Annotated in this window: 13 protein-coding genes and 2 pseudogenes; 9 read left to right on the top strand and 6 right to left on the bottom strand. The window is 72.8% G+C overall.

Going from position 1 to position 19,363, the window contains the following annotated elements; genetic code table 11:
- The first annotated feature begins 144 nt into the window (after nt 1-144).
- Nucleotides 145-852, top strand: coding sequence for a DUF4232 domain-containing protein (locus ABZ826_RS11195; RefSeq protein ID WP_361445650.1), 708 nt, complete (start codon nt 145-147; stop codon nt 850-852).
- Between the two features lie 144 nt (nt 853-996).
- On the opposite strand, the gene ABZ826_RS11190 is transcribed toward ABZ826_RS11195, so the two are convergent.
- Complete coding sequence (locus ABZ826_RS11190; RefSeq protein WP_361445647.1) at nt 997-2,955, bottom strand: transglycosylase domain-containing protein; 1,959 nt, start codon at nt 2,953-2,955, stop codon at nt 997-999.
- Nucleotides 2,956-3,181: 226 nt separating this feature from the next.
- Entirely contained in the window at nt 3,182-3,808 is a 627-nt protein-coding gene (locus tag ABZ826_RS11185; RefSeq protein WP_361445644.1) for an HAD family hydrolase, read from the bottom strand.
- A 119-nt stretch (nt 3,809-3,927) separates the two neighbouring features.
- Here ABZ826_RS11185 and ABZ826_RS11180 point away from each other — a divergent pair, with 119 nt between their 5' ends.
- The 4 genes and pseudogenes from ABZ826_RS11180 to ABZ826_RS11165 all read left to right on the top strand — a co-directional run.
- Nucleotides 3,928-4,938, top strand: a complete 1,011-nt coding sequence (locus tag ABZ826_RS11180; protein WP_361445641.1) for an iron ABC transporter permease — start codon at nt 3,928-3,930, stop codon at nt 4,936-4,938.
- A complete protein-coding gene (locus ABZ826_RS11175) occupies nt 4,935-6,017 on the top strand; it encodes an iron ABC transporter permease (protein WP_361445638.1) in 1,083 nt (360 codons plus the stop codon). The genes ABZ826_RS11180 and ABZ826_RS11175 overlap by 4 nt, the downstream gene beginning before the upstream one ends.
- Nucleotides 6,014-6,886 carry an ABC transporter ATP-binding protein gene (locus tag ABZ826_RS11170; protein ID WP_361445635.1) on the top strand — a complete coding sequence of 291 codons (873 nt, stop codon included), beginning with the start codon at nt 6,014-6,016 and terminating at the stop codon, nt 6,884-6,886. Before ABZ826_RS11175 ends, ABZ826_RS11170 begins: the two co-directional genes overlap by 4 nt.
- A gap of 97 nt (nt 6,887-6,983) precedes the next feature.
- Nucleotides 6,984-7,328: pseudogene (locus ABZ826_RS11165) on the top strand (ABC transporter substrate-binding protein); the annotation flags it as partial.
- Between the two features lie 9 nt (nt 7,329-7,337).
- Here ABZ826_RS11165 and ABZ826_RS11160 read toward each other — a convergent pair.
- Nucleotides 7,338-8,453 (bottom strand): hypothetical protein, encoded by a 1,116-nt coding sequence (locus ABZ826_RS11160; protein ID WP_361445632.1) that lies wholly within the window; start codon nt 8,451-8,453, stop codon nt 7,338-7,340.
- 75 nt (nt 8,454-8,528) lie between these two features.
- Between ABZ826_RS11160 and ABZ826_RS11155 the strand changes: the two genes are divergently transcribed.
- Together ABZ826_RS11155 and ABZ826_RS11150 are read left to right on the top strand one after the other, a co-directional pair.
- Nucleotides 8,529-10,988: a helicase C-terminal domain-containing protein gene (locus ABZ826_RS11155; RefSeq protein ID WP_361445629.1), complete on the top strand. Its 2,460-nt coding sequence runs from the start codon at nt 8,529-8,531 to the stop codon at nt 10,986-10,988.
- Nucleotides 10,989-11,169: 181 nt separating this feature from the next.
- On the top strand, nt 11,170-12,813 hold the full coding sequence (locus tag ABZ826_RS11150; protein ID WP_361445626.1) for a DNA repair helicase XPB: 1,644 nt from the start codon (nt 11,170-11,172) through the stop codon (nt 12,811-12,813).
- 157 nt (nt 12,814-12,970) lie between these two features.
- Here ABZ826_RS11150 and ABZ826_RS11145 read toward each other — a convergent pair whose 3' ends face one another.
- On the bottom strand, nt 12,971-13,159 hold the full coding sequence (locus ABZ826_RS11145) for a hypothetical protein (protein WP_361445623.1): 189 nt from the start codon (nt 13,157-13,159) through the stop codon (nt 12,971-12,973).
- Nucleotides 13,160-13,616: 457 nt separating this feature from the next.
- Between ABZ826_RS11145 and ABZ826_RS11140 the strand changes: the two genes are divergently transcribed.
- Nucleotides 13,617-15,689, top strand: a complete 2,073-nt coding sequence (locus ABZ826_RS11140; protein ID WP_361445620.1) for a UvrD-helicase domain-containing protein — start codon at nt 13,617-13,619, stop codon at nt 15,687-15,689.
- 223 nt (nt 15,690-15,912) lie between these two features.
- Here the strand turns inward: ABZ826_RS11140 and ABZ826_RS11135 are convergent, their stop codons facing one another.
- Nucleotides 15,913-16,602, bottom strand: a complete 690-nt coding sequence (locus ABZ826_RS11135) for a copper homeostasis protein CutC (RefSeq protein WP_361445617.1) — start codon at nt 16,600-16,602, stop codon at nt 15,913-15,915.
- Nucleotides 16,603-16,851: 249 nt separating this feature from the next.
- Between ABZ826_RS11135 and ABZ826_RS11130 the strand changes: the two genes are divergently transcribed.
- Entirely contained in the window at nt 16,852-19,137 is a 2,286-nt protein-coding gene (locus ABZ826_RS11130) for a heavy metal translocating P-type ATPase (protein ID WP_361445614.1), read from the top strand.
- A 38-nt stretch (nt 19,138-19,175) separates the two neighbouring features.
- On the opposite strand, the pseudogene ABZ826_RS11125 reads toward ABZ826_RS11130, so the two are convergent.
- Nucleotides 19,176-19,268 (bottom strand): annotated as a pseudogene (locus ABZ826_RS11125) (allophanate hydrolase subunit 2 family protein); the annotation flags it as partial.
- Nucleotides 19,269-19,363: the final 95 nt, after the last annotated feature.

Here is a 19,363-nt window from a genome sequence, read left to right as displayed (position 1 = left end):
TAACAGGAGCGTATTAGGGGCTGGTTGGGCGGAACGGTTCACTGGGCCGGACGTGTCCTGGTGATCAGAAACGCTCGCTCGTACCGACTCGTACCGACTCGTACCGAGCAGCCGGCACCCCCCACCGATACTGAGGAAGAAACGATGCGCGTTCGCAAGCTCACCTTCGCCGCCCTGGCCGTTGTCGCGGGTCTCTCGCTCACGGCCTGTCAGAACAACGATGACGGCACGGCACAGAACGACTCGTCGTCCGCGTCCACCGCGTCGTCCACGTCCACCTCGGGCAATGGTTCGGGATCGGACGGTGGTTCGGGCTCGGGCGGTTCGGATCAGGGCGACGGGAAGGGCTCCGCCGGGAAGAGCTCCGGCGTGAAGAGCTCCGGCGGGCAGGGCACGGCTGCCGGGACCGGCTCCAACGAGAGCGGCAAGGTCGGCAAGTGCCGCACCGACGAGCTGGAGATCACGGCGACGGACAGCACCATCGGTGGCGACACCGAGGGGACCGTCGCGGTGGAGCTGAAGAACGGCGGCGGCCGGGACTGCGTGCTCTCCGGGTACGCGGGCGTCGACCTGAAGACCAGCGCGGGGTCGCTGTCCGCGAAGCGCACGGGTGAGAAGGCCACCCCGATGACCCTCAAGGACGGGAAGTCGGTGTACTTCGGCATCAACTACCCGATCAACAAGTCGGGCGGCTCCGGCGTCCGCATCACGGGCCTGGTGGTGACCCCGCCGGACGAGACGAAGTCGGTCACCCTCGACTGGCCGGGCGCCGGCACGCTGCCCGCCACGGACGGCTCCGGCTCCCCGGTGAAGGTCGGCCCGATGGGCAGCGCCGGTCAGGGCGAGGGCTGACCCGGGCACCACGGGATCCGTCCGGGCCGCGCGCGGGCGGAGCCACAGGCGGATCGCTGCAGCGGTGACTGTGCCGTGGAAGACGTAGGCCCGCTTGTCGTGACTTCCGACTCCCTCGTCGGGGGATCGCGAACGGGGGTGGGCCTACGTCCCCGTGACGTAAGCGTTCCAGATCCGGAGCGGGAAGACATTGCCGCGTCCCGAATCGGGTCCGCCCACACCCTGCATTCCCAGCAGTTGAGGGGTGCCCGGCTTGCTGCGGAACATCGTGACGGCCGTGGTCAGCCCTTCGGTGTGGCCGATGAACCAGGCCGACTTCATCCGGTCGTCCTCGCCGGTCGCGCCCGCCGAGAGGTCGTCGGCAGCCTTGGGCCTGGCGAACGTGGCGAACTTCCCGTCCCGACCCAGCCGCGTCCAGGCCACCATCCCCAGGGTGTTGTTCACATCGTTGGCCACCGAGGCGTCCATCGCGCGCCGCAGCTCGGGCTTCCCGAAGCCCTCGACCACCTCGCCGTCCCGGGTCATCCTGGTCACCGAGTAGGGATCGGCCCTCATACCGTCGTTACTGAAGGCGGTGTACGCGTCCGCCATCCTGACCGCGCTCGGTGTGGACGTGCCGAGGGGAAAGGACTTGTCCAGGCGGGCCAGGCTCTCCTCGTGCAGCCCGGCCGATACCGCCAGTTCCTTCACCTTCTTCAGCCCGATGGCCTTGCCGAGCAGCACGAAGGTTGCGTTGGACGACTTGACCAGCGCATCGCGCAAGGGCGTCGGCGCCGTGACCATCACCTGGCCGGGACCGGCACCCGGCGGGGCGGGGGGCGCCGCGTACGGGCCGTCCTTGATCAGACGCCCCTCACTGTCGTAGCCGCTGTCCAAGGTGATCCCGTCGCCGTGCTGAAGGGCCGCTGCCAGCACGAAGGGCTTGAAGGCCGAGCCGACGGGGACGCCCGCGGTGTCGGCGTTGTTGGCGAAGTGGGTGACCGCGTCGGCTCCGCCGTACACCGCGACCACGGCCCCGTCGGACCGCACGGATGCGGCGCCGACCTCGACGTACTTGTCCTCGGGGCGCTTCTCGGGGTCGAGGTCGCGCTTGCGCACGCTCCGCACGGCCCGTTCCAGCTGCCCCACCCTGGCCTTGTCGAAGGTGGTGTGCACCCGGTAGCCGCCCCGGAAGAGGTCCTTGTTCGTGAGGCCCGAGCGCTTCTTGATGTACTTGTTGGCGATGTCGACGAGATAGCCGGTCTGGCCGCCGAGGCTGGTCGGCTTGGCGGCCGGCTTCGGCTCGGGAAACTTCTGGTACGCGGCCCGCTCGGCCTTCGTCATCGTGCCGATCTCCACCTGCCGGTCGAGGATCCACTTCCAGCGGGCGACGGCGCGTTCGTGGTTGCCTTCGCCGCCCGCGGGGTCGTACTGCTCCGCCCCCTTGAGCAGGGACGCGAGCAGCGCCGCCTGGCTGGGGTCGAGGTCCTTGGCGGGGATTCCGTAATACGCGTGTGCCGCTGCCTGGATGCCGTAGGCGCCGCGGCCGAACCAGCTGGTGTTCAGATATCCCTGGAGGATCTCCTCCTTGCTCTGCTTGTTGCTCAGCTTCAGCGAGATGAAGAACTCCTTGAACTTCCGGGTGGCCGACTGCTCCTGGCTGAGATAGGTGTTCTTCACGTACTGCTGGGTGATGGTGGAGCCGCCCTGGGTCTCACCGCCTTCGACCATGCTGACGGCCGCGCGGGCGATCCCCTTCGCCGATACCCCCGAGTCGGAGTAGAAGGTCTCGTTCTCGGCGGCGATGACCGCGTGCTCCACCGAATCGGGTATGTCGGCGAGCGTGACGTTCTGCCGATCGACCGCGCCCACGCTCACCATCTGGCTGCCGTCCGCCCAGTAGTAGACGGTGCCCTGCCTGCGCGCCTCGGCGTTCTCGTCCGGGATGTCGACGGATGCGTAGACCACGGCGAACAGCCCGGCCAGCGCTCCGGATCCGAACAGGATCCCGCTCAGCACCTGCCGCCACGAAGGGACCCAGCGGCGCCAGTTGCCTCTCCCCCGGCGGGGGTAGTCGACACGGAGGCCGCAAAGGCGGATCGGGCGGATGGGGCGTCGGGCCATGCTCCGGCTCCTCGTTCACTGTCCCGCACCGGTGTGGTGCGGGCTTGTGAGAGGAGATGTTCCGGATCGCGATCAGGTTGTCTCGAAGCCCCGTCCGACACGGGTGACGAACCGAGGACAGAGCACAACGGCCGTCGGCAGCCGGTGGATCGGGGTCGCTGGCCCGCCGCGGGAGCGTCCGGAGGCGTGGTCGCCCGGCGCTCTGGATCCGCCCCCGCCGAAAGCCCTACGCCGCGTCCCCGTCCAGGTACCCGTCCAGCCAGGGCGGGAACTCCGTCAGCGACGACAGGACGACGTCCGCCCCCGCCGCCCGGAGCTCCTCCGCGTCGCACGGGCCCGTGGCGACCGCGACCGACAGCGCCCCTGCCGTGCGGGCGCCGCGTACGTCGCCGGTGTGGTCGCCCACGTACACCTGCGCGCCGTGCTCGCGCAGCGCCTGGCCCTTGGCCTCCGCCCACAGGCCGCCGATGAGCGCGTCGGGCTCGATCCCGAGGTGGGCGAGGTGGAGCTCCGCGCTCGGCCGGTGCTTGGCCGTGACGACTATCGCCCGGCCGCCCCGCTCACGGATCGCCGCGACCGACTCCCGGGCGCCCGGCAGCACGGGGCTCGGGGTGATGGCGTAGGTGGGATAGATCTCCCGGTAGCGGTCGGCGGTGGCGGCCACCGCGTCGGCCGGGAACCAGTTGCGCAGCTCGTCGTCGACCGGCGGCCCGAGCCTGCTCACCACCAGGTCGGCATCGATCGGCGTCCCCGTCTCGGCGGAAAGCGCCAGGTAGGCGGCCTTGATGCCGGGCCGGGTGTCGATGAGCGTCATGTCGAGGTCGAAGCCGACCGTCAGCGGGTGCGAAGGCATGAAGCCCATTGTCGCGCGTGGCGGATGCCGGGCGTTCGCGGTACGGGCCCTCGGACGCCGAACCGGCGGTGCTTAGACTTAGCCAAGCCTAACTTTGCTTCGCCTTTCGATTGGGTCCCATGTCAGCCGCCGCACCACGCCGCCCCGGACGCGCACTCGCGACGGCGGCGGCCGTTGCGGCGCTGCTGGTGGCGGTCCTTCTCAGTCTCGCCGTGGGGGCCCGTTCCATACCCCCGTCCGAGGTGATCGACGCCCTGCTGCACGGCGGGCACTCCGACTCCGCCGAAGTCATCCGGAACATGCGGGTACCGCGCACCCTGATCGGGCTGATGGTCGGCGCGGCACTGGCCCTCGCGGGCACGGTGCTCCAGGGCATCACCCGTAACCCCATCGCCGACCCTGGCATCCTCGGCATCAGCCAGGGCGCCTCGGTGGGCGTGGTGCTGGCCATCGCGTACGCCGGAATCCACACCCTGACGGGGTACGCGTGGTTCGCGTTCGCGGGGGCCGCGATCGCCTCGGTCGCCGTGTACGCCGTCGCCTCCGGCGGGCGCGGGGGCGCCACCCCCGTGAAGCTCGCCCTCGGCGGCGCCGCGATCAACGCGCTGCTGGTGTCGGTGACGATGGCGGTGCTGACGACCAAGGCGTCCGCGCTGGACGAGTTCCGTTTCTGGCAGGTCGGCTCGATCGCCGGGCGCGAGGCCGATGTGGCCCAGCAGATCTGGCCGTTCATGCTGGTCGGGACCGTGCTCGTGCTGTCCGTCGCCCGAGGGCTGGATGCGCTGGCCCTCGGCGAGGACGTGGCGAAGGGCCTCGGGCAGAAGGTCGCGACGGTACGGATCGTCGGCGGCGTCGGGGCCACCGTGCTGACCGGTGTCGGTGTCGCGGCGGCCGGTCCGATCGCGTTCATCGGGCTCGCCGTCCCGCACATCGCCCGCGCGATCGTCGGCAGCGACCACCGCTGGGTGCTGCCGATGGCGGCGCTGATCGGACCCGTCATGCTGCTCGTCTCCGATGTCATCGGCCGTGTCCTCTTCCCGCCGAGCGAGGTCCCGGCGGGCGTGATGACGGCACTGATCGGTGTTCCGTTCCTGGTCGTGCTGGTGCGCCGGAAGGCGGTGCCCGCATGAGCGCGGACACGGCCGCCCGGGTGCGGCCCGCCGGGTACCACGTCGTACGCATCGGGGCGCGGGGCCGGTTCCTGCTGCACCGGCGCGCGGCCGTCGTCGCCGCCGCCCTCCTCGTCGTGCTGGCCGCCCTCTGTGTCGCGTACCTCTGCGTCGGCGAGAGCTTCGTCGCGCCCGGCGAGGTCGTGAAGGTGATCCTCGGACAGCCGTCCCCCGACGAGCTGGTCGTCGGCACGCTGCGGCTGCCGCGGATGGTCGTGGGGCTGCTGGTCGGCGCGGCGTTCGGGATCGCCGGTGCGCTGATCCAGACCGTCGCCCGCAATCCGCTGGCCAGCCCCGACATCATCGGCATCAGCCAGGGGGCGAGCGCTCTCACGGTCGGCGCGATGACCTTCGGCGTCACCTCGTACACCGTGCTGCCGTATCTGTCCGTCATCGGCGGGGTGGCCGCGGCGGCGCTGGTGTACGTCTTCGCCTGGCGCGGCGGGCTGCACGCCACCCGCTTCGTCCTCATCGGCATCGGCTTCGCCATCGCGCTGCGGTCGGTCACCACGCTGTTCATGACGAAAGGCGACTATCTCGTCGCCCAGCAGGCGCAGGTCTGGATGACCGGCTCGCTCAACGGCCGCGGCTGGTCCGAGGCCGCACCGATCGGCTGGACGCTGCTGATCCTCCTGCCGGCCGTCCTGTGGGCGGCGCGGGCCCAGCGCACCGTCTCGATGGACGACGACACCACGACGGCGCTCGGGGTGCGTCTGGGACGCGTACGGCTGGGGCTCGTCGCCCTCGGCGTGATCCTGGCGTCCGTGGCGACCGGGACGGCCGGGCCGGTCGACTTCGTGGCGCTGCTCGCCCCGCAGATCGCCCGCCGGATGACCCGTACCGCGCAGATCCCGCTGTTCTGCTCGGCGCTGCTCGGCGCGGTGATCGTGGTCTTCGCGGATCTGCTGGCGCGCAAGCTCTTCTCGCCCACCGAGCTTCCGGTGGGCGTTCTGACGGCGGCGGTCGGCGCCCCGTATCTGATCTGGCTGATCGTCCGAGGCCACGGCGGCGGTCGCGGCCGTAGTGGAGGCACCGCATGAGCTCGACCCGTACGTCCGACGCGTCCGACGCGCCCGAGGCCGCGGCGACCGCGACCGGCCGGCTCGCCGCACGGGGGCTGACCCTCGCGTACGAGGACCGCACCGTCGTGCGGGAGCTGGACCTCGACGTGCCCGACGGCCGGGTCACCGTGATCGTCGGGCCGAACGCCTGCGGCAAGTCGACCACCCTGCGCGCGCTCGGCCGGCTCCTCAAGCCGCGCGGCGGGGCGGTGCTCCTGGACGGCACCGAGCTGTCGAGGATCCCCACGCGGAGGATCGCCCAGTCGATCGGGCTGCTGCCGCAGACCCCGGTGGCCCCCGAGGCGATCACCGTCTGTGACCTCGTCGCCCGTGGCCGGCAGCCGCATCAGCACTGGTGGCAGCAGTGGTCCCAGGAGGACGAGCGGGCGGTGACGGACGCCATGGAGCGTACGGACATCACCGCGCTCGGCGACCGGTCCGTGGACGAGCTGTCCGGCGGGCAGCGCCAGCGGGTCTGGATCGCGATGGCGCTCGCCCAGGAGACCGATCTGCTGCTGCTCGACGAGCCGACCACGTACCTCGACATCGCGCACCAGGTGGAGGTCCTGGACCTGGTGCGCCGACTGACCGCCCCGGCGGCGGACGGCACCCGCGGCCGGACCGTCGTCACCGTGCTCCACGACCTCAACCAGGCCGCCCGGTACGCGGACCACCTGGTCGCCATGAAGGCGGGCCGGATCGTCGCCGAGGGCCACCCGAACGACATCGTGACCGCCGCTCTCGTGCGCGAGGTCTTCGGCCTGGACGCGGTGATCGTCCCGTGCCCGGTGACGGGTTCGCCGCTCGTGGTGCCGGGTGCGCCGTGGCAGGCCACGCCGACGGCGTGAACGCGCGGCCCGCTCCCGGCGGGTGAGTGCCCGCCGGAACGGCTGCCCGACGCCGCGGGCCATCCGCCCTCGCCGGGCGCCCGGGGCCCGGCTCACCGCCGACATCGGCATCTACGGCAAGCAGAACTACATCGGCTCGATCCTCGCCGACGTCGGCATGGGCCGCCCCGCGATCACCGACAAGGCCAAGGACGGCTTCTCGTACGACGTGTCCCCCGAGAAGACCGACCTCGCGGACGCGGATGTCGTCTTCACGTCGACGTACGGCGACCCGGACAAGGCGGGGGCGACGAAGACGATGAGCGGCGGCCTGTGGAAGGGGCTGACGGCGTCCAGGAACGGAAAGGTCTTCAAGGTCGACGACCGGCTGTGGAGCGCGGGCATCGGCTACACGGCCGCGGACCGGATCCTCGACGAGTTCAGGGCGAAGACGACCGGCTGACGCGCGGCCTCACGACCGTGGCCTCCGCGACCGCCACACCAGGTAGAGCGCGGAGGCGACGGCCGCCCCCCGCAGCACCCACGGCCATGTCTGGCCGATCACCTCGTTCATCTGCCCGGTCCCGATGGGTTCGCCCCAGCGGCCCGCCGTCCGGCCCCACAGCCAGACCAGGGCGCCCGCCACGACCACGCCCGGCAGCCCCATCGCGGCCCACTTCGCCTCCGCGCGGGAGAGCTTGCGTGAGCTGTACGCCAGCAGCCAGCCGCCGGCCAGGGCCGGCCAGGAGCCCATCACGGCGCCCGCGACCAGCAGCGCGGCGGCGAGCAGCAACAAGGGGTGGGAGAAGCCGCGACCCGTCGCCCCGCCCTCGCGCGCGGCGCGGCGGCCGAGCCTCGGGAACCGTCGGCGGCGCGGGGCCTCGCCGGGACCGTCGTCCTCGGTGAGGCCGTCACCACCGTCCGGCTCGTCGTGCTCCGGTTCACCGTCGCCCGCGCGCGGACGCGGCACGGCGCCCCCGTCCGGAGCCGGCGGCTTCATCATGTCCGGGATCTCGACGCCGCCGAAGAACCCCGGCACATCGACCCCGTCACCGAACGGCGTCGGCTCGACGCGCCACCAGTCCGGCTCGTTCCCGGACCGGCCCAGCTCGTCCGATCCGGCCATGTGCGGCGGCGAGGGCACCCGCCCGGCCGGTTCCGGAGCCGCGGACTCCGCGGACTCGCCGGCGTGTCCCGGCTCTTCGTCCGGGAACTCCCCGCCCGAGGTCTTTGCCTGCACCCGCGACGCGCCCCGGCCTGAACCCTCTTTCCGGAGCATTCCCCTGCGCGGCCGGGGGATGCCGCTGCCCTCCTGCGCGGCAGGTGCCGGCCCCTGCGGCAACTCCACCGTGCCGTCCGCCGACGCGGCCGCCGCGGCGACCAGTTCGTCCGGCGTGCCGAGCCTCCCGATGATGCGGCGGACCGCCGCCGGGGTGTCCCCGGACTGCTTTCCGCGCTGCCGGTCGATCTCGCCCCGGAGCGTCGCGACGAGCCTCATCCGGGCGCCCGAGGACAGCTGTTGCTGCTGCGCCAGGTCCCCGACCCGGCTCAGATAGTCGTAGACGAGCTGGTCGCTCTCGATGCCCACGCGATGGTTCCCCTCTGCGGCCCTGCACCGACGGTAGCGCCCTCGGGCCTGTCCGGAGCGACTACCGTGGGACGGATGGGGACGACCACACCACCGCGGACGCTCGCCGAGGCTCTCCGCGCCCGGGACGAGAAATCGCTGGCGGGGCTGCTGCGCGCCCGCCCCGATCTCCTCACCCCCGTGCCGGGCGACATCACCCAGCTCGCGACGAGAGCCGGCACGCGCGCCTCCGTCGTACGCGCGCTGGAACACCTCGACCGGTTCTCCCTGCAGACCGCCGAGGCGCTCGCCGTGGCGCCCGACCCCGCACCGTACGAGACCCTGCTCCGCCTGCTCACCGGCGACGGCCGGGACGACGGCGAGCACCGGGGCGACGCGGACACGGCGATCGCGGACGCGCTGCCCGCCGCCCTGGACACGCTGCGCGAACAGGCCCTCGTCTGGGGCGAGGACGACCGGCTGCGACTGGTGCGCACCGCGCGCGAACTCCTCGCGCCGTCCCCCCAGCACCCCTCCCCCACCGGCCTGGGTCCGACCGTCGCGGAGGCGACCGCCGGGATGTCGCCGGGCCGCCTCCAGGAGATCCTGGCGGCGGCCGGTCTGCCCGCCACCCACGACCCGGTCTCCGCCGTGACGGCCCTGTCGGCACTCTTCACCGACCGGGCCAGGATGGGCGAGCTGCTGGACACCGCCCCCGCCGAGGCCCTGTCCGTACTGGACCGGCTGGTGTGGGGACCGCCGTACGGGGAAGTGACCCCGAACCCCACCCCGCCGGTGAAATGGCTGCGCGACCACGGGCTGCTGCTGCCCGTGTCGACCCGCACCGTGGTGCTGCCGCGCGAGGCCGCCCTGCATCTGCGGGCCGGGCGCGCCCACCGCGTGCCCGAACCGCGGCCGCCGGCCGTGGAGGCGGTCGCCGGCCGTGATCCCCAGGCTGTGGACAGCGCCGCGGCCGGCCAGGCGTTCCTGGCGGTGGCCACCGTCGAGGAGCTGCTGAAGGGCTGGAACGGCGGCGGGCCCGCGATACTGCGTGCCGGCGGCCTCAGTGTCCGCGACCTGAAGCGGACCGCCACCGCCCTCGACGTCTCCGAGCCCGTCGCCGCGTTCTGGACCGAACTCGCCTACGCGGCCGGGCTGCTGGCCTCCGACGGCGAGGCCGACGAACGGTACGCGCCGACGCCCGCCTACGACGACTGGGCCGAACTCCCCGCCCAGGACCGCTGGGCGCGCCTCGCCGCCGCCTGGCTCGCCGCGACCCGTACCCCCGGCCTGGTCGGCGGCCAGGACGCCAAGGGCCGGGCCCTGTCCGCCCTCGGCCCCGACCTCGACCGCTCCGCCGCCCCCGAGATCCGCCACCGGGTCCTGGCCCTCCTCGCCTCCCTGGAGCCGGGCACCGCCCCCGACCCGGAGACCGTCCTCGCCAGGCTCCGCTGGGAACGCCCGCTGCGCGGCGCGTCCGCCTCCGCCGGGGGCACCACCGACCTGCGGTCCCGGATCGCCCTGTGGACGCTCAACGAGTCCGAACTCCTCGGCATCACCGGCCGCGGCGCACTCGCCGCGCACACCCGCGCCCTGCTCGACTCCGGCCCCGACGGGGCCGCCGCGCTGCTCGCGCCCCTCATCCCGGAACCCCTGGACCACGTCCTGCTCCAGGCCGACCTGACGGCCGTCGCCCCCGGTCCGCTGGAGCGCCCGCTGGCGGACATGCTCTCCGCCCTCGCGGACATCGAGTCGAAGGGCGGCGCGACGGTCTACCGCTTCACCCCCGGCTCCGTTCGCCGGGCCCTGGACGCCGGACAGTCCGCCGCCGATCTGCACGCCTTCCTCTCCACCCACAGCCGTACGCCGGTGCCGCAGCCGCTCAGCTACCTCATCGACGACGTCGCCCGCCGCCACGGCCATCTGCGGATCGGCGCCGCCTCCTCGTACGTACGCTGCGACGACGAGGCCATGCTGAACGAGATCCTCGCCGACAAACGCTCGGCCACCCTGCGCCTGCGCCGTCTGGCACCGACGGCCCTGGCTGCCCAGGTCGATCCGGCGTCCCTGCTCGAAGGGCTGCGCGAGATGGGCTACGCGCCGGCCGCCGAGTCCGCCGAGGGCGACGTCCTGATCACCCGCGCGGGCGCCCGCCGCACCCCGCCCCGCACGCCCCCCGTCCCCGTGCCCGAGGGCCCGCCGGTCCCGGACGCGACCCTGCTCGGCGCGGCGGTCCGGGCGATCCGCGCCGGGGACACGGCCGCCACGGTGGTCCGCAAGGACCCGGCCGACGCGCCCGCCGCCACGCCCGGCGCCCTGCCCCGTACGACCTCCGCCGAGACCCTCGCCACCGTCCAGGCGGCCGCGATGACCGGCTCGGCGCTCTGGATCGGCTACGTCAACGCGGACGGCGCGGCCAGCCAGCGCGTCATCGCCCCGGTCCGGGTCGAGGGCGGCTTCGTCACGGCGTACGACCACACGGCGGACGAGGTCCGCACATACCCGCTGCACCGGATCACCGGAGTCGCCGAACTGGCCGACGACGCCACGTCCTGAATCGCCCGCGATCACCCGTCGCCCGGCACCCCGCACGGGCGTCGTGCCCGGCCGGTGGGATCCGGCCGGTCCGGACCGACGGCCCCGTGCCCGGCGACGCGACGCGCCCGCACCGCCGGATGCGGCACACTGGACGTTTGGCCGTTCCCGGCCGTCCCCGCAGCAGAAAGGGCTGACGCGCGTGAGTGGACCCCTCATCGTCCAGAGCGACAAAACACTGCTCCTGGAAGTCGACCACGACCAGGCCGACGCCTGCCGGCGGGCCATCGCGCCCTTCGCCGAGCTGGAGCGGGCGCCCGAGCACATCCACACCTACCGGCTGACCCCGCTCGGGCTGTGGAACGCGCGCGCCGCCGGGCACGACGCCGAGCAGGTCGTCGACGCGCTCGTGCAGTACTCGCGCTACCCCGTTCCGCACGCGCTGCTCGTCGACATCGCCGAGACGATGGCCCGGTACGGCCGCCTCACGCTCTCCAAGCATCCGGTGCACGGTCTGGTGCTGACCTCCACCGACCGCCCCGTGCTGGAGGAGATCCTCCGGTCGAAGAAGGTCCAGCCGCTGGTCGGGGTGCGGATCGACCCGGACACCGTCGCCGTGCACCCCTCGGAGCGCGGGCAGATCAAGCAGACGTTGCTGAAGCTGGGCTGGCCCGCCGAGGACCTCGCGGGCTATGTGGACGGCGAGGCGCACCCCATCGAGCTCGCGGAGGACGGCTGGGCGCTGCGGCCGTACCAGAAGCAGGCCGTCGAGGGGTTCTGGCACGGTGGCTCGGGTGTCGTCGTACTGCCCTGCGGTGCGGGCAAGACGCTGGTCGGGGCCGGTGCGATGGCACAGGCCAAGGCGACCACGCTGATCCTGGTGACGAACACCGTCTCGGCGCGGCAGTGGAAGCACGAGCTGGTGAAACGGACCTCGCTGACCGAGGACGAGATCGGCGAGTACAGCGGTACGCGCAAGGAGATCCGGCCGGTCACCATCGCCACGTACCAGGTGCTGACGACCCGCCGGAAGGGGGTCTACCCGCATCTGGAGCTGTTCGACTCCCGCGACTGGGGTCTGGTGATCTACGACGAGGTGCATCTGCTGCCCGCCCCCGTCTTCAAGTTCACCGCCGACCTGCAGGCCCGGCGGCGCCTCGGCCTGACCGCGACGCTGGTGCGCGAGGACGGCCGCGAGTCGGACGTCTTCTCGCTGATCGGGCCCAAGCGGTTCGACGCCCCGTGGAAGGAGATCGAGGCGCAGGGCTACATCGCGCCCGCCGACTGCGTCGAGGTGCGCGTCAATCTGACGGACTCGGAGCGGCTCGCGTACGCCACCGCGGAGACCGAGGAGAAGTACCGGTTCTGCGCGACGACCGCGACGAAGCGGAACGTGACCGAGGCGCTCGTACGCAAACACCGGGGCGAGCAGACCCTCGTCATCGGGCAGTACATCGACCAGCTCGACGAACTCGGTGAGCATCTGGACGCCCCGGTGATCAAGGGCGAGACGAGCAATGCCCAGCGCGAGAAGCTCTTCGACGCGTTCCGGGAGGGTGAGCTCAGCGTCCTCGTCGTGTCGAAGGTCGCGAACTTCTCCATCGACCTGCCGGAGGCGACCGTCGCCATTCAGGTGTCGGGGACGTTCGGTTCGCGACAGGAGGAGGCGCAGCGGCTCGGCCGGGTGCTGCGGCCGAAGGCCGACGGGCACGAGGCGCGCTTCTACTCGGTGGTCGCCCGCGACACGATCGACCAGGACTTCGCGGCGCACCGCCAGCGGTTCCTGGCCGAGCAGGGGTACGCGTACCGGATCGTGGACGCGGACGAACTGCTGGCCGACGGCTGAGGACACCTGCCGGGCCGGTCGACGGGCGCCGGGGGCCGGGGCCGGTCGGTGAGGACGGTGGCCGGGGTCGGGGTCGGCCGCTGGACGGTGACCGGGGACGGTCGTCGGTGCGGACGGCGGCCGGGCCGGTCGGTGGGCGCCGGGCCGCGTGCGGCACTCAGTGGTAGTGGCGGACGCCCGCCTCTTCGGCGTACTCGCCGAGGACCACGATGCCGAACGCGGCGCGGGCGTAGACCTTGACGGCGCGCAGGGCATCGCCGACGCGGTGGGTGTACGGGTGACCGGTGGCCGCCGTCGCGCCGTGCGCGGGACCGGTCCTGCGGGGGTTCAGGGAGACGGTGCTCATGTATTCCATGGTCCTGCGCCCGCCCCGTGAAGGCATCGGCCCGCGGGCGGAATCCCGAAGCGGTGCGTCCAGGCCTCCGGTCGCATGCCGTCCCCTACGGGGTGGACCCGGATCCTCGTCCTTGTCCGGCGGGCCGGGGCCCGGCTCCGGGCTCCCGACTCCGGGCCCCGGGCTCCGGGCTCTGCCCCGATCCGATCCGCCGGACGGGACCTTAATTCGTTCGCCCCCGCCGGGGGCGGTCGATACAATCGCCGGTCTGCCCGCCTCCCGCACCGTGGTACCGGCCTTCGCCGGCAGCCGGGGGAGCGCCGCCGACCGGACGGAAACCGGCCGACAGCCGTACGCGCGCCCGCGCGCGCATCCCGTGATCGATCCCCGAGCGGACCGCATCGCCCCGACCCGTGGCCGGAGCGAGGTGCGGTCCGCCGTCCTGCGTTGAAAAGCCGGAGGCAACACCGTGCCCGCGCACGAACACGAAAGCGACACCACCAACGATCCCCTGGCTCGTGAACGCGCCCATCTCACCGCGTCCCGCTCCGCGTTGCGCGCCATGCGCGAGGACGCCCAGGCTCTCGACATCCGTGACGTCACCGCGAACTGGGTGAACGCGGCCGTTCTGCAGGCCCAGATCGACGAGCGCATCAAGTCGCTCGCCGATCTCGCCCATACGCCTCTCTTCTTCGGGCGCCTGGACTATCTGCACGCGGTCGGTGCGGAACAGGCCGAGGGCGCCGAGGGCGAGCAGTTCTACATCGGGCGCCGCCACGTCCACGACGCCGACGGCGACCCGATGGTCATCGACTGGCGCGCGCCCGTCTCGCAGCCGTTCTACCGGGCGTCCAGGAAGGATCCCCAGGACGTCGGCCGGCGCCGCCGCTTCGGCTACACCGGCGGTGAGCTGACCGCGTACGAGGACGAGCACCTCGACGACCCCGCCGAGGCCGAGCAGACCAGCAAGCTCCTCCAGGCGGAGATCGAGCGGCCGCGTGTCGGGCCGATGCGTGACATCGTCGCGACGATCCAGCCCGAGCAGGACGAGATCGTCCGCAGCGGTCTCGGCGGGACGGTCTGCGTGCAGGGCGGGCCCGGCACCGGCAAGACGGCCGTCGGCCTGCACCGTGTCGCGTATCTGCTCTACGCGCACCGCGAGCGCCTCGCCCGTACCGGCACGCTGGTCATCGGGCCGAACCGTTCGTTCCTCCACTACATCGAGCAGGTGCTCCCGGCCCTCGGTGAGCTGGAGGTGAAGCAGGCGACCGTCGACGACCTGGTGGCGGCGGGCATCGAGGTGCGCGGCACGGACTCGGCGGCCGCCGCCGTCGTCAAGGGCGACGCCAGGATGGCGGAGGTACTGCGGCGGGCGATCCGTTCGCATGTGACGCCGCCGACGGAGCCGGTGATGGTGGTGCGCGGTTCGCGCCGCTGGCGGGTGCCGGCGTACGAGCTGGAGGAGATCGTCACCGAGCTGCTGGCCCGTGACATGCGGTACGGGGCCGCCCATGAGGCGCTCCCGCAGCGCATCGCGCACTCCGTCCTGGTCCGGATGGAGGAGGCGGGCGAGGCGCCCGACGACCGGGTGCAGAACGCGGTGGCCCGCACCCCCGCCGTGAAGGCGGCCGTGAAGGCGATCTGGCCTGCCGTCGAACCGGCCAAGGTGGTGCTGCGACTGCTGTCGGACGCGGAGTTCCTGGCCGCGCACGCGGCGGGGCTGCTCACCGAGGACGAGCAGAAGACGATCCTGTGGACCAGGCCGGCCCGCAGCGTGAAGTCCGCGAAGTGGTCGGCGGCGGACGCGGTGCTGATCGACGAGGCAGGCGATCTGGTGGCGCGTACGCACTCGCTCGGCCATGTCGTGCTCGACGAGGCGCAGGACCTGTCCCCCATGCAGTACCGGGCGGTGGGCCGCCGGTGCACGACGGGTTCGGCGACGGTCCTCGGCGATCTCGCGCAGGGCACGACGCCGTGGTCGACGGAGAGCTGGGCGCAGGCCCTGCACCACCTGGGCAAGCCGGACGCGGTGGTCGAGGAGTTGACGGCGGGCTTCCGTGTGCCGCGCGAGGTGATCGCGTACGCGTCCCGGCTCCTGCCGGAGATCTCGCCGGGGCTCGCGGCGGTGGAGTCGGTGCGTGAGTCGCCGGGTTCGCTGGAGGTACGGCAGGTGGCCGGTCCGGCGGAGCTGGACGCGGCGGTGCTGGCGGCGTGCGAACAGTCGCTGACGCGAGAGGGGTCGATCGGCCTGATCGCGGCCGATGCGCGCGTTTTGGCGCTGGCGGACGCGCTGACCGCGGCGGGCCACGCGTATCTCTCCCCCGGTGAGGAGACGACCGCCGAGTCCCGGCTGACGCTGGTCCCGGCCTCGCTGGCGAAGGGCCTGGAGTACGACTACGTGGTACTGGACGAGCCGGCCGCGGTGGTGGACGGCGAACCCGACGAGCGCACGGGGCTGCGCCGGCTGTACGTGGCGCTGACGCGTGCGGTGTCGGGGCTGACGGTGGTGCACGCGGCGGCGTTGCCGGGAGAGCTGGCGTAGGAGCGGGTGGGGCGCCTGCGGCGGCGGGCCTGTTCCCCTGCCCGCCGCCGGGGCCACCCGGGGCGCCGCGCGGACCCCGTGCCTCCAACGCCGACGAGGCCGGATTCCGCCGGGCGGAGCCAGCCCGTCCGGCAACCACCGGCCGTCCGGCGTTCGAGGACGGAACCGTTCCGCCGGGTGAACCCGAACCCATGACCCGGGAGCACCCCGAACGCCGCCCCGGCTACGCGTCGAGCACCGTGCGCCATTCCCGTACCGCCGCCGCGTCCACCGGGCCCGACCAGCCGTGCGGGCGGGCCGCGCCGCCGATGTGCACCGCGTCGAGGCCCACGGCCAGCAGCTGCGGCAAGTGGTCCAGGCGGAGGCCGCCGCCCACCAGGATCTGCGGCTCGTACCCGGCCTCGCCCTTGCGGGCTGCCTCCACGAGCAGGGTCGGGATGCCGTCGTCCACGCCCTTCGGCGAGCCCGCGGTGAGGTACGTGTCGAGGCCCGGCATGTCCGCCAGCTGCTTGCGCAGGGCGTCGCGGTCGGCGGCCCGGTCGATCGCGCGGTGGAAGGTCCAGGGGCAGCCGTCCAGCTCGGCGACGAGCCGTTCGACGGCGACCAGGTCCGGATGCCCCTCGGCGTCGAGGAAGCCCAGCACGAACTCCTCGGCACCCTCCGCACGCAGTTCGCGCGCCTTGGCCACGAGCACATCGATGTCTCCGGCCGCGAAGCCGTCCGCCACCCTGAGCATCACCCGCAGCGGAATGTCCACCGCCGCCCGGATCTCCGCGAAGGTCGCACGGGACGGGGTCAGGCCGTCCGCCGCCATGTCGGTGACCAGCTCAAGGCGGTCCGCACCACCCGCCTGGGCGGCGACCGCGTCCTCCGCGTCGAGAGCGATCACCTCCAGGACTGCACGGTTGCTCATGGGATCCCAATCCTCCAGGAAGCGGCAATAGGTCTAGTCCAATGGCCAGCCTACGGGTCGGTCGACCGAGGACGCAGCCTCAATCCGACGTGAAGATACGTGAGGTCAGACGCATCCCGGGGGTCGGACGCGGACACTCCGGACCCCGACGAGAGATCCACCCTTGCGCTTCATAGGGCAGGGGGGTATACCTGAACATGCAATGCATACCCCCTAGGGGTATAAAACGTCTCCGCCAGGGAGGACATCGTGTCCGCGCACACCGCCACAACCGGCACCGGCTCCGGCACAGCCACCGGCACCACCGCAGAGGTCGAGCTCGCGATCGGCGGCATGACGTGCGCCTCCTGCGCGGCCCGTATCGAGAAGAAGCTCAACCGGATGGACGGCGTCGAGGCCACCGTCAATTACGCCACCGAGAAGGCCAAGGTCAGCTACCGGGGCGAGGACGTCTCCGTACAGGACCTGATCGCCACCGTCGAGAAGACCGGCTACACCGCGCACGAGCCCGCGCCCCCGGCGCCCACCGAGGCCGACGTCCCCGAGGCGGCGGCCGCCGAGCTGCGGCCGCTGCGGCAGCGGCTGATCACCGCCGTCGCGCTCGCCGTGCCGGTGATCGCGATGGCGATGGTTCCGGCGCTCCAGTTCGACTACTGGCAGTGGCTGTCGCTGACCCTGACGGCCCCCGTCGTCACGTACGCCGCATGGCCGTTCCACAGGGCCGCGTTCACCAACGCCAGGCACGGCGCGGCGACGATGGACACGCTGATCTCGGTCGGCACCTCGGCCGCGTTCCTCTGGTCGCTGTGGGCGCTGTTCTTCGGCACCGCCGGGATGACCGGCATGACGCACCCCTTCGAGCTGACCATCGGCCGGAGCGACGGCGCGGGCAACATCTATCTGGAGGCCGCCGCTGGCGTCACCGCCTTCATCCTGGCCGGGCGCTACTTCGAGGCCCGCTCCAAACGGAAGGCGGGCGCCGCCCTCAAGGCGCTGCTGGAGCTCGGCGCCAAGGAGGTGACCGTGCTGCGCGGCGGCCGCGAGGTGACCGTGCCGACCGCCGACCTCCAGGTCGGGGACCGGTTCCTGGTCCGGCCCGGCGAGAAGATCGCCACCGACGGCACCGTCGTGGAGGGCGCGTCGGCCGTGGACGCGTCGATGCTCACCGGCGAGTCCGTACCGGTGGAGGTCTCCGTCGGCGACTCCGTCACCGGCGCCACGCTCAACGCGGGCGGCCGGCTCGTCGTCGAGGCCACCCGGATCGGCGCCGACACCCAGCTGGCCCGGATGGCGAAGCTCGTCGAGGACGCGCAGAACGGCAAGGCGGCGGCCCAGCGTCTCGCGGACCGGATCTCGGCCGTCTTCGTCCCCGTCGTCATCGCCCTCGCACTCGGCACGCTCGGCTTCTGGCTCGGCAACGGCGCGGGCCTGACCGCCGCGTTCACGGCCGCCGTCGCCGTACTGATCATCGCCTGCCCCTGCGCCCTGGGCCTCGCCACTCCCACCGCCCTCATGGTCGGCACCGGGCGCGGCGCCCAGCTCGGCATCCTGATCAAGGGACCGGAGGTCCTGGAGAGCACCCGCCGCGTCGACACGATCGTCCTCGACAAGACGGGCACGGTCACCACCGGCCGGATGACCCTGCTGGACGTCCACACGGCGGACGGTACCGACGAGCGCGACGTGCTGCGGCTCGCGGGCGCCCTGGAGCACTCCTCGGAGCACCCCATCGCCCGGGCCGTCGCCGCCGGGGCCGCCGAGCGCACCGGCGCCGCCCTGCCCACCCACGAGGACTTCGCCAACATCGCGGGGCTCGGCGTGCAGGGTGTCGTCGAGGGGCACGCCGTCCTCGTCGGCCGGGAGCAGCTGCTCGCCGAGTGGGAGATCCACCTGCCGGTGGAGCTGGCCCGGCACAAGGCCGCGGCGGAGGCCGCCGGCCGGACGGCCATCGCGGTCGCCTGGGACGGCGAGGCGCGGGCGGTCCTCGAAGTCGCCGACGCGGTGAAGGACACCAGCGCGGAGGCCATTCGGCGGCTGCGGGCCCTGGGGCTGACCCCGATCCTGCTCACCGGTGACAACCGGGCGGTGGCCGAGGCGGTCGCGGCCGAGGTCGGGATCGAGAAGGTGTACGCGGAGGTCATGCCGGAGGACAAGGTCGACGTCGTCAAGGAACTCCAGGCCCAGGGCCGCTCGGTCGCCATGGTCGGTGACGGCGTCAACGACGCCGCGGCCCTCGCCCAGGCCGATCTGGGCCTGGCGATGGGTACGGGTACGGACGCCGCGATCGAGGCCGGCGACCTGACGCTGGTACGCGGGGACCTGCGGGCCGCGGCGGACGCCATCCGCCTCTCCCGCCGGACGCTGGGCACCATCCGTACGAACCTCTTCTGGGCCTTCGCCTACAACGTGGCCGCCCTGCCGCTCGCCGCGGCCGGACTGCTCAACCCGATGATCGCGGGCGCCGCGATGGCGTTCTCGTCGGTCTTCGTGGTCGGCAACTCGCTGCGGCTGCGGGGGTTCAAGGCGGCGGCGTAGCAAGCCGCCCACCGCGACGGGGGCCGACCTCGGCCCACCCGCACGAACCGCACCCGGGTTCCCGGCACCGCCTGTGCCGCGCCCGCGAGTGCGGTTTCGTGCACGACACCGACGACCGGGTGACCCCCGGTCGATCACGGGCACACGCCGGCGATGGTTCAACGATCCGAGTGTCGTGGAAGCGGCGCGGATCGGCCGGCCGCTTCCTGGCGCTCCGACTGCCGCC

Origin of the sequence: Streptomyces sp. NPDC047515, assembly GCF_040643055.1 — a bacterium.
Classification (GTDB): domain Bacteria; phylum Actinomycetota; class Actinomycetes; order Streptomycetales; family Streptomycetaceae; genus Streptomyces.
This window is presented reverse-complemented; position numbering and strand designations above follow the sequence as displayed.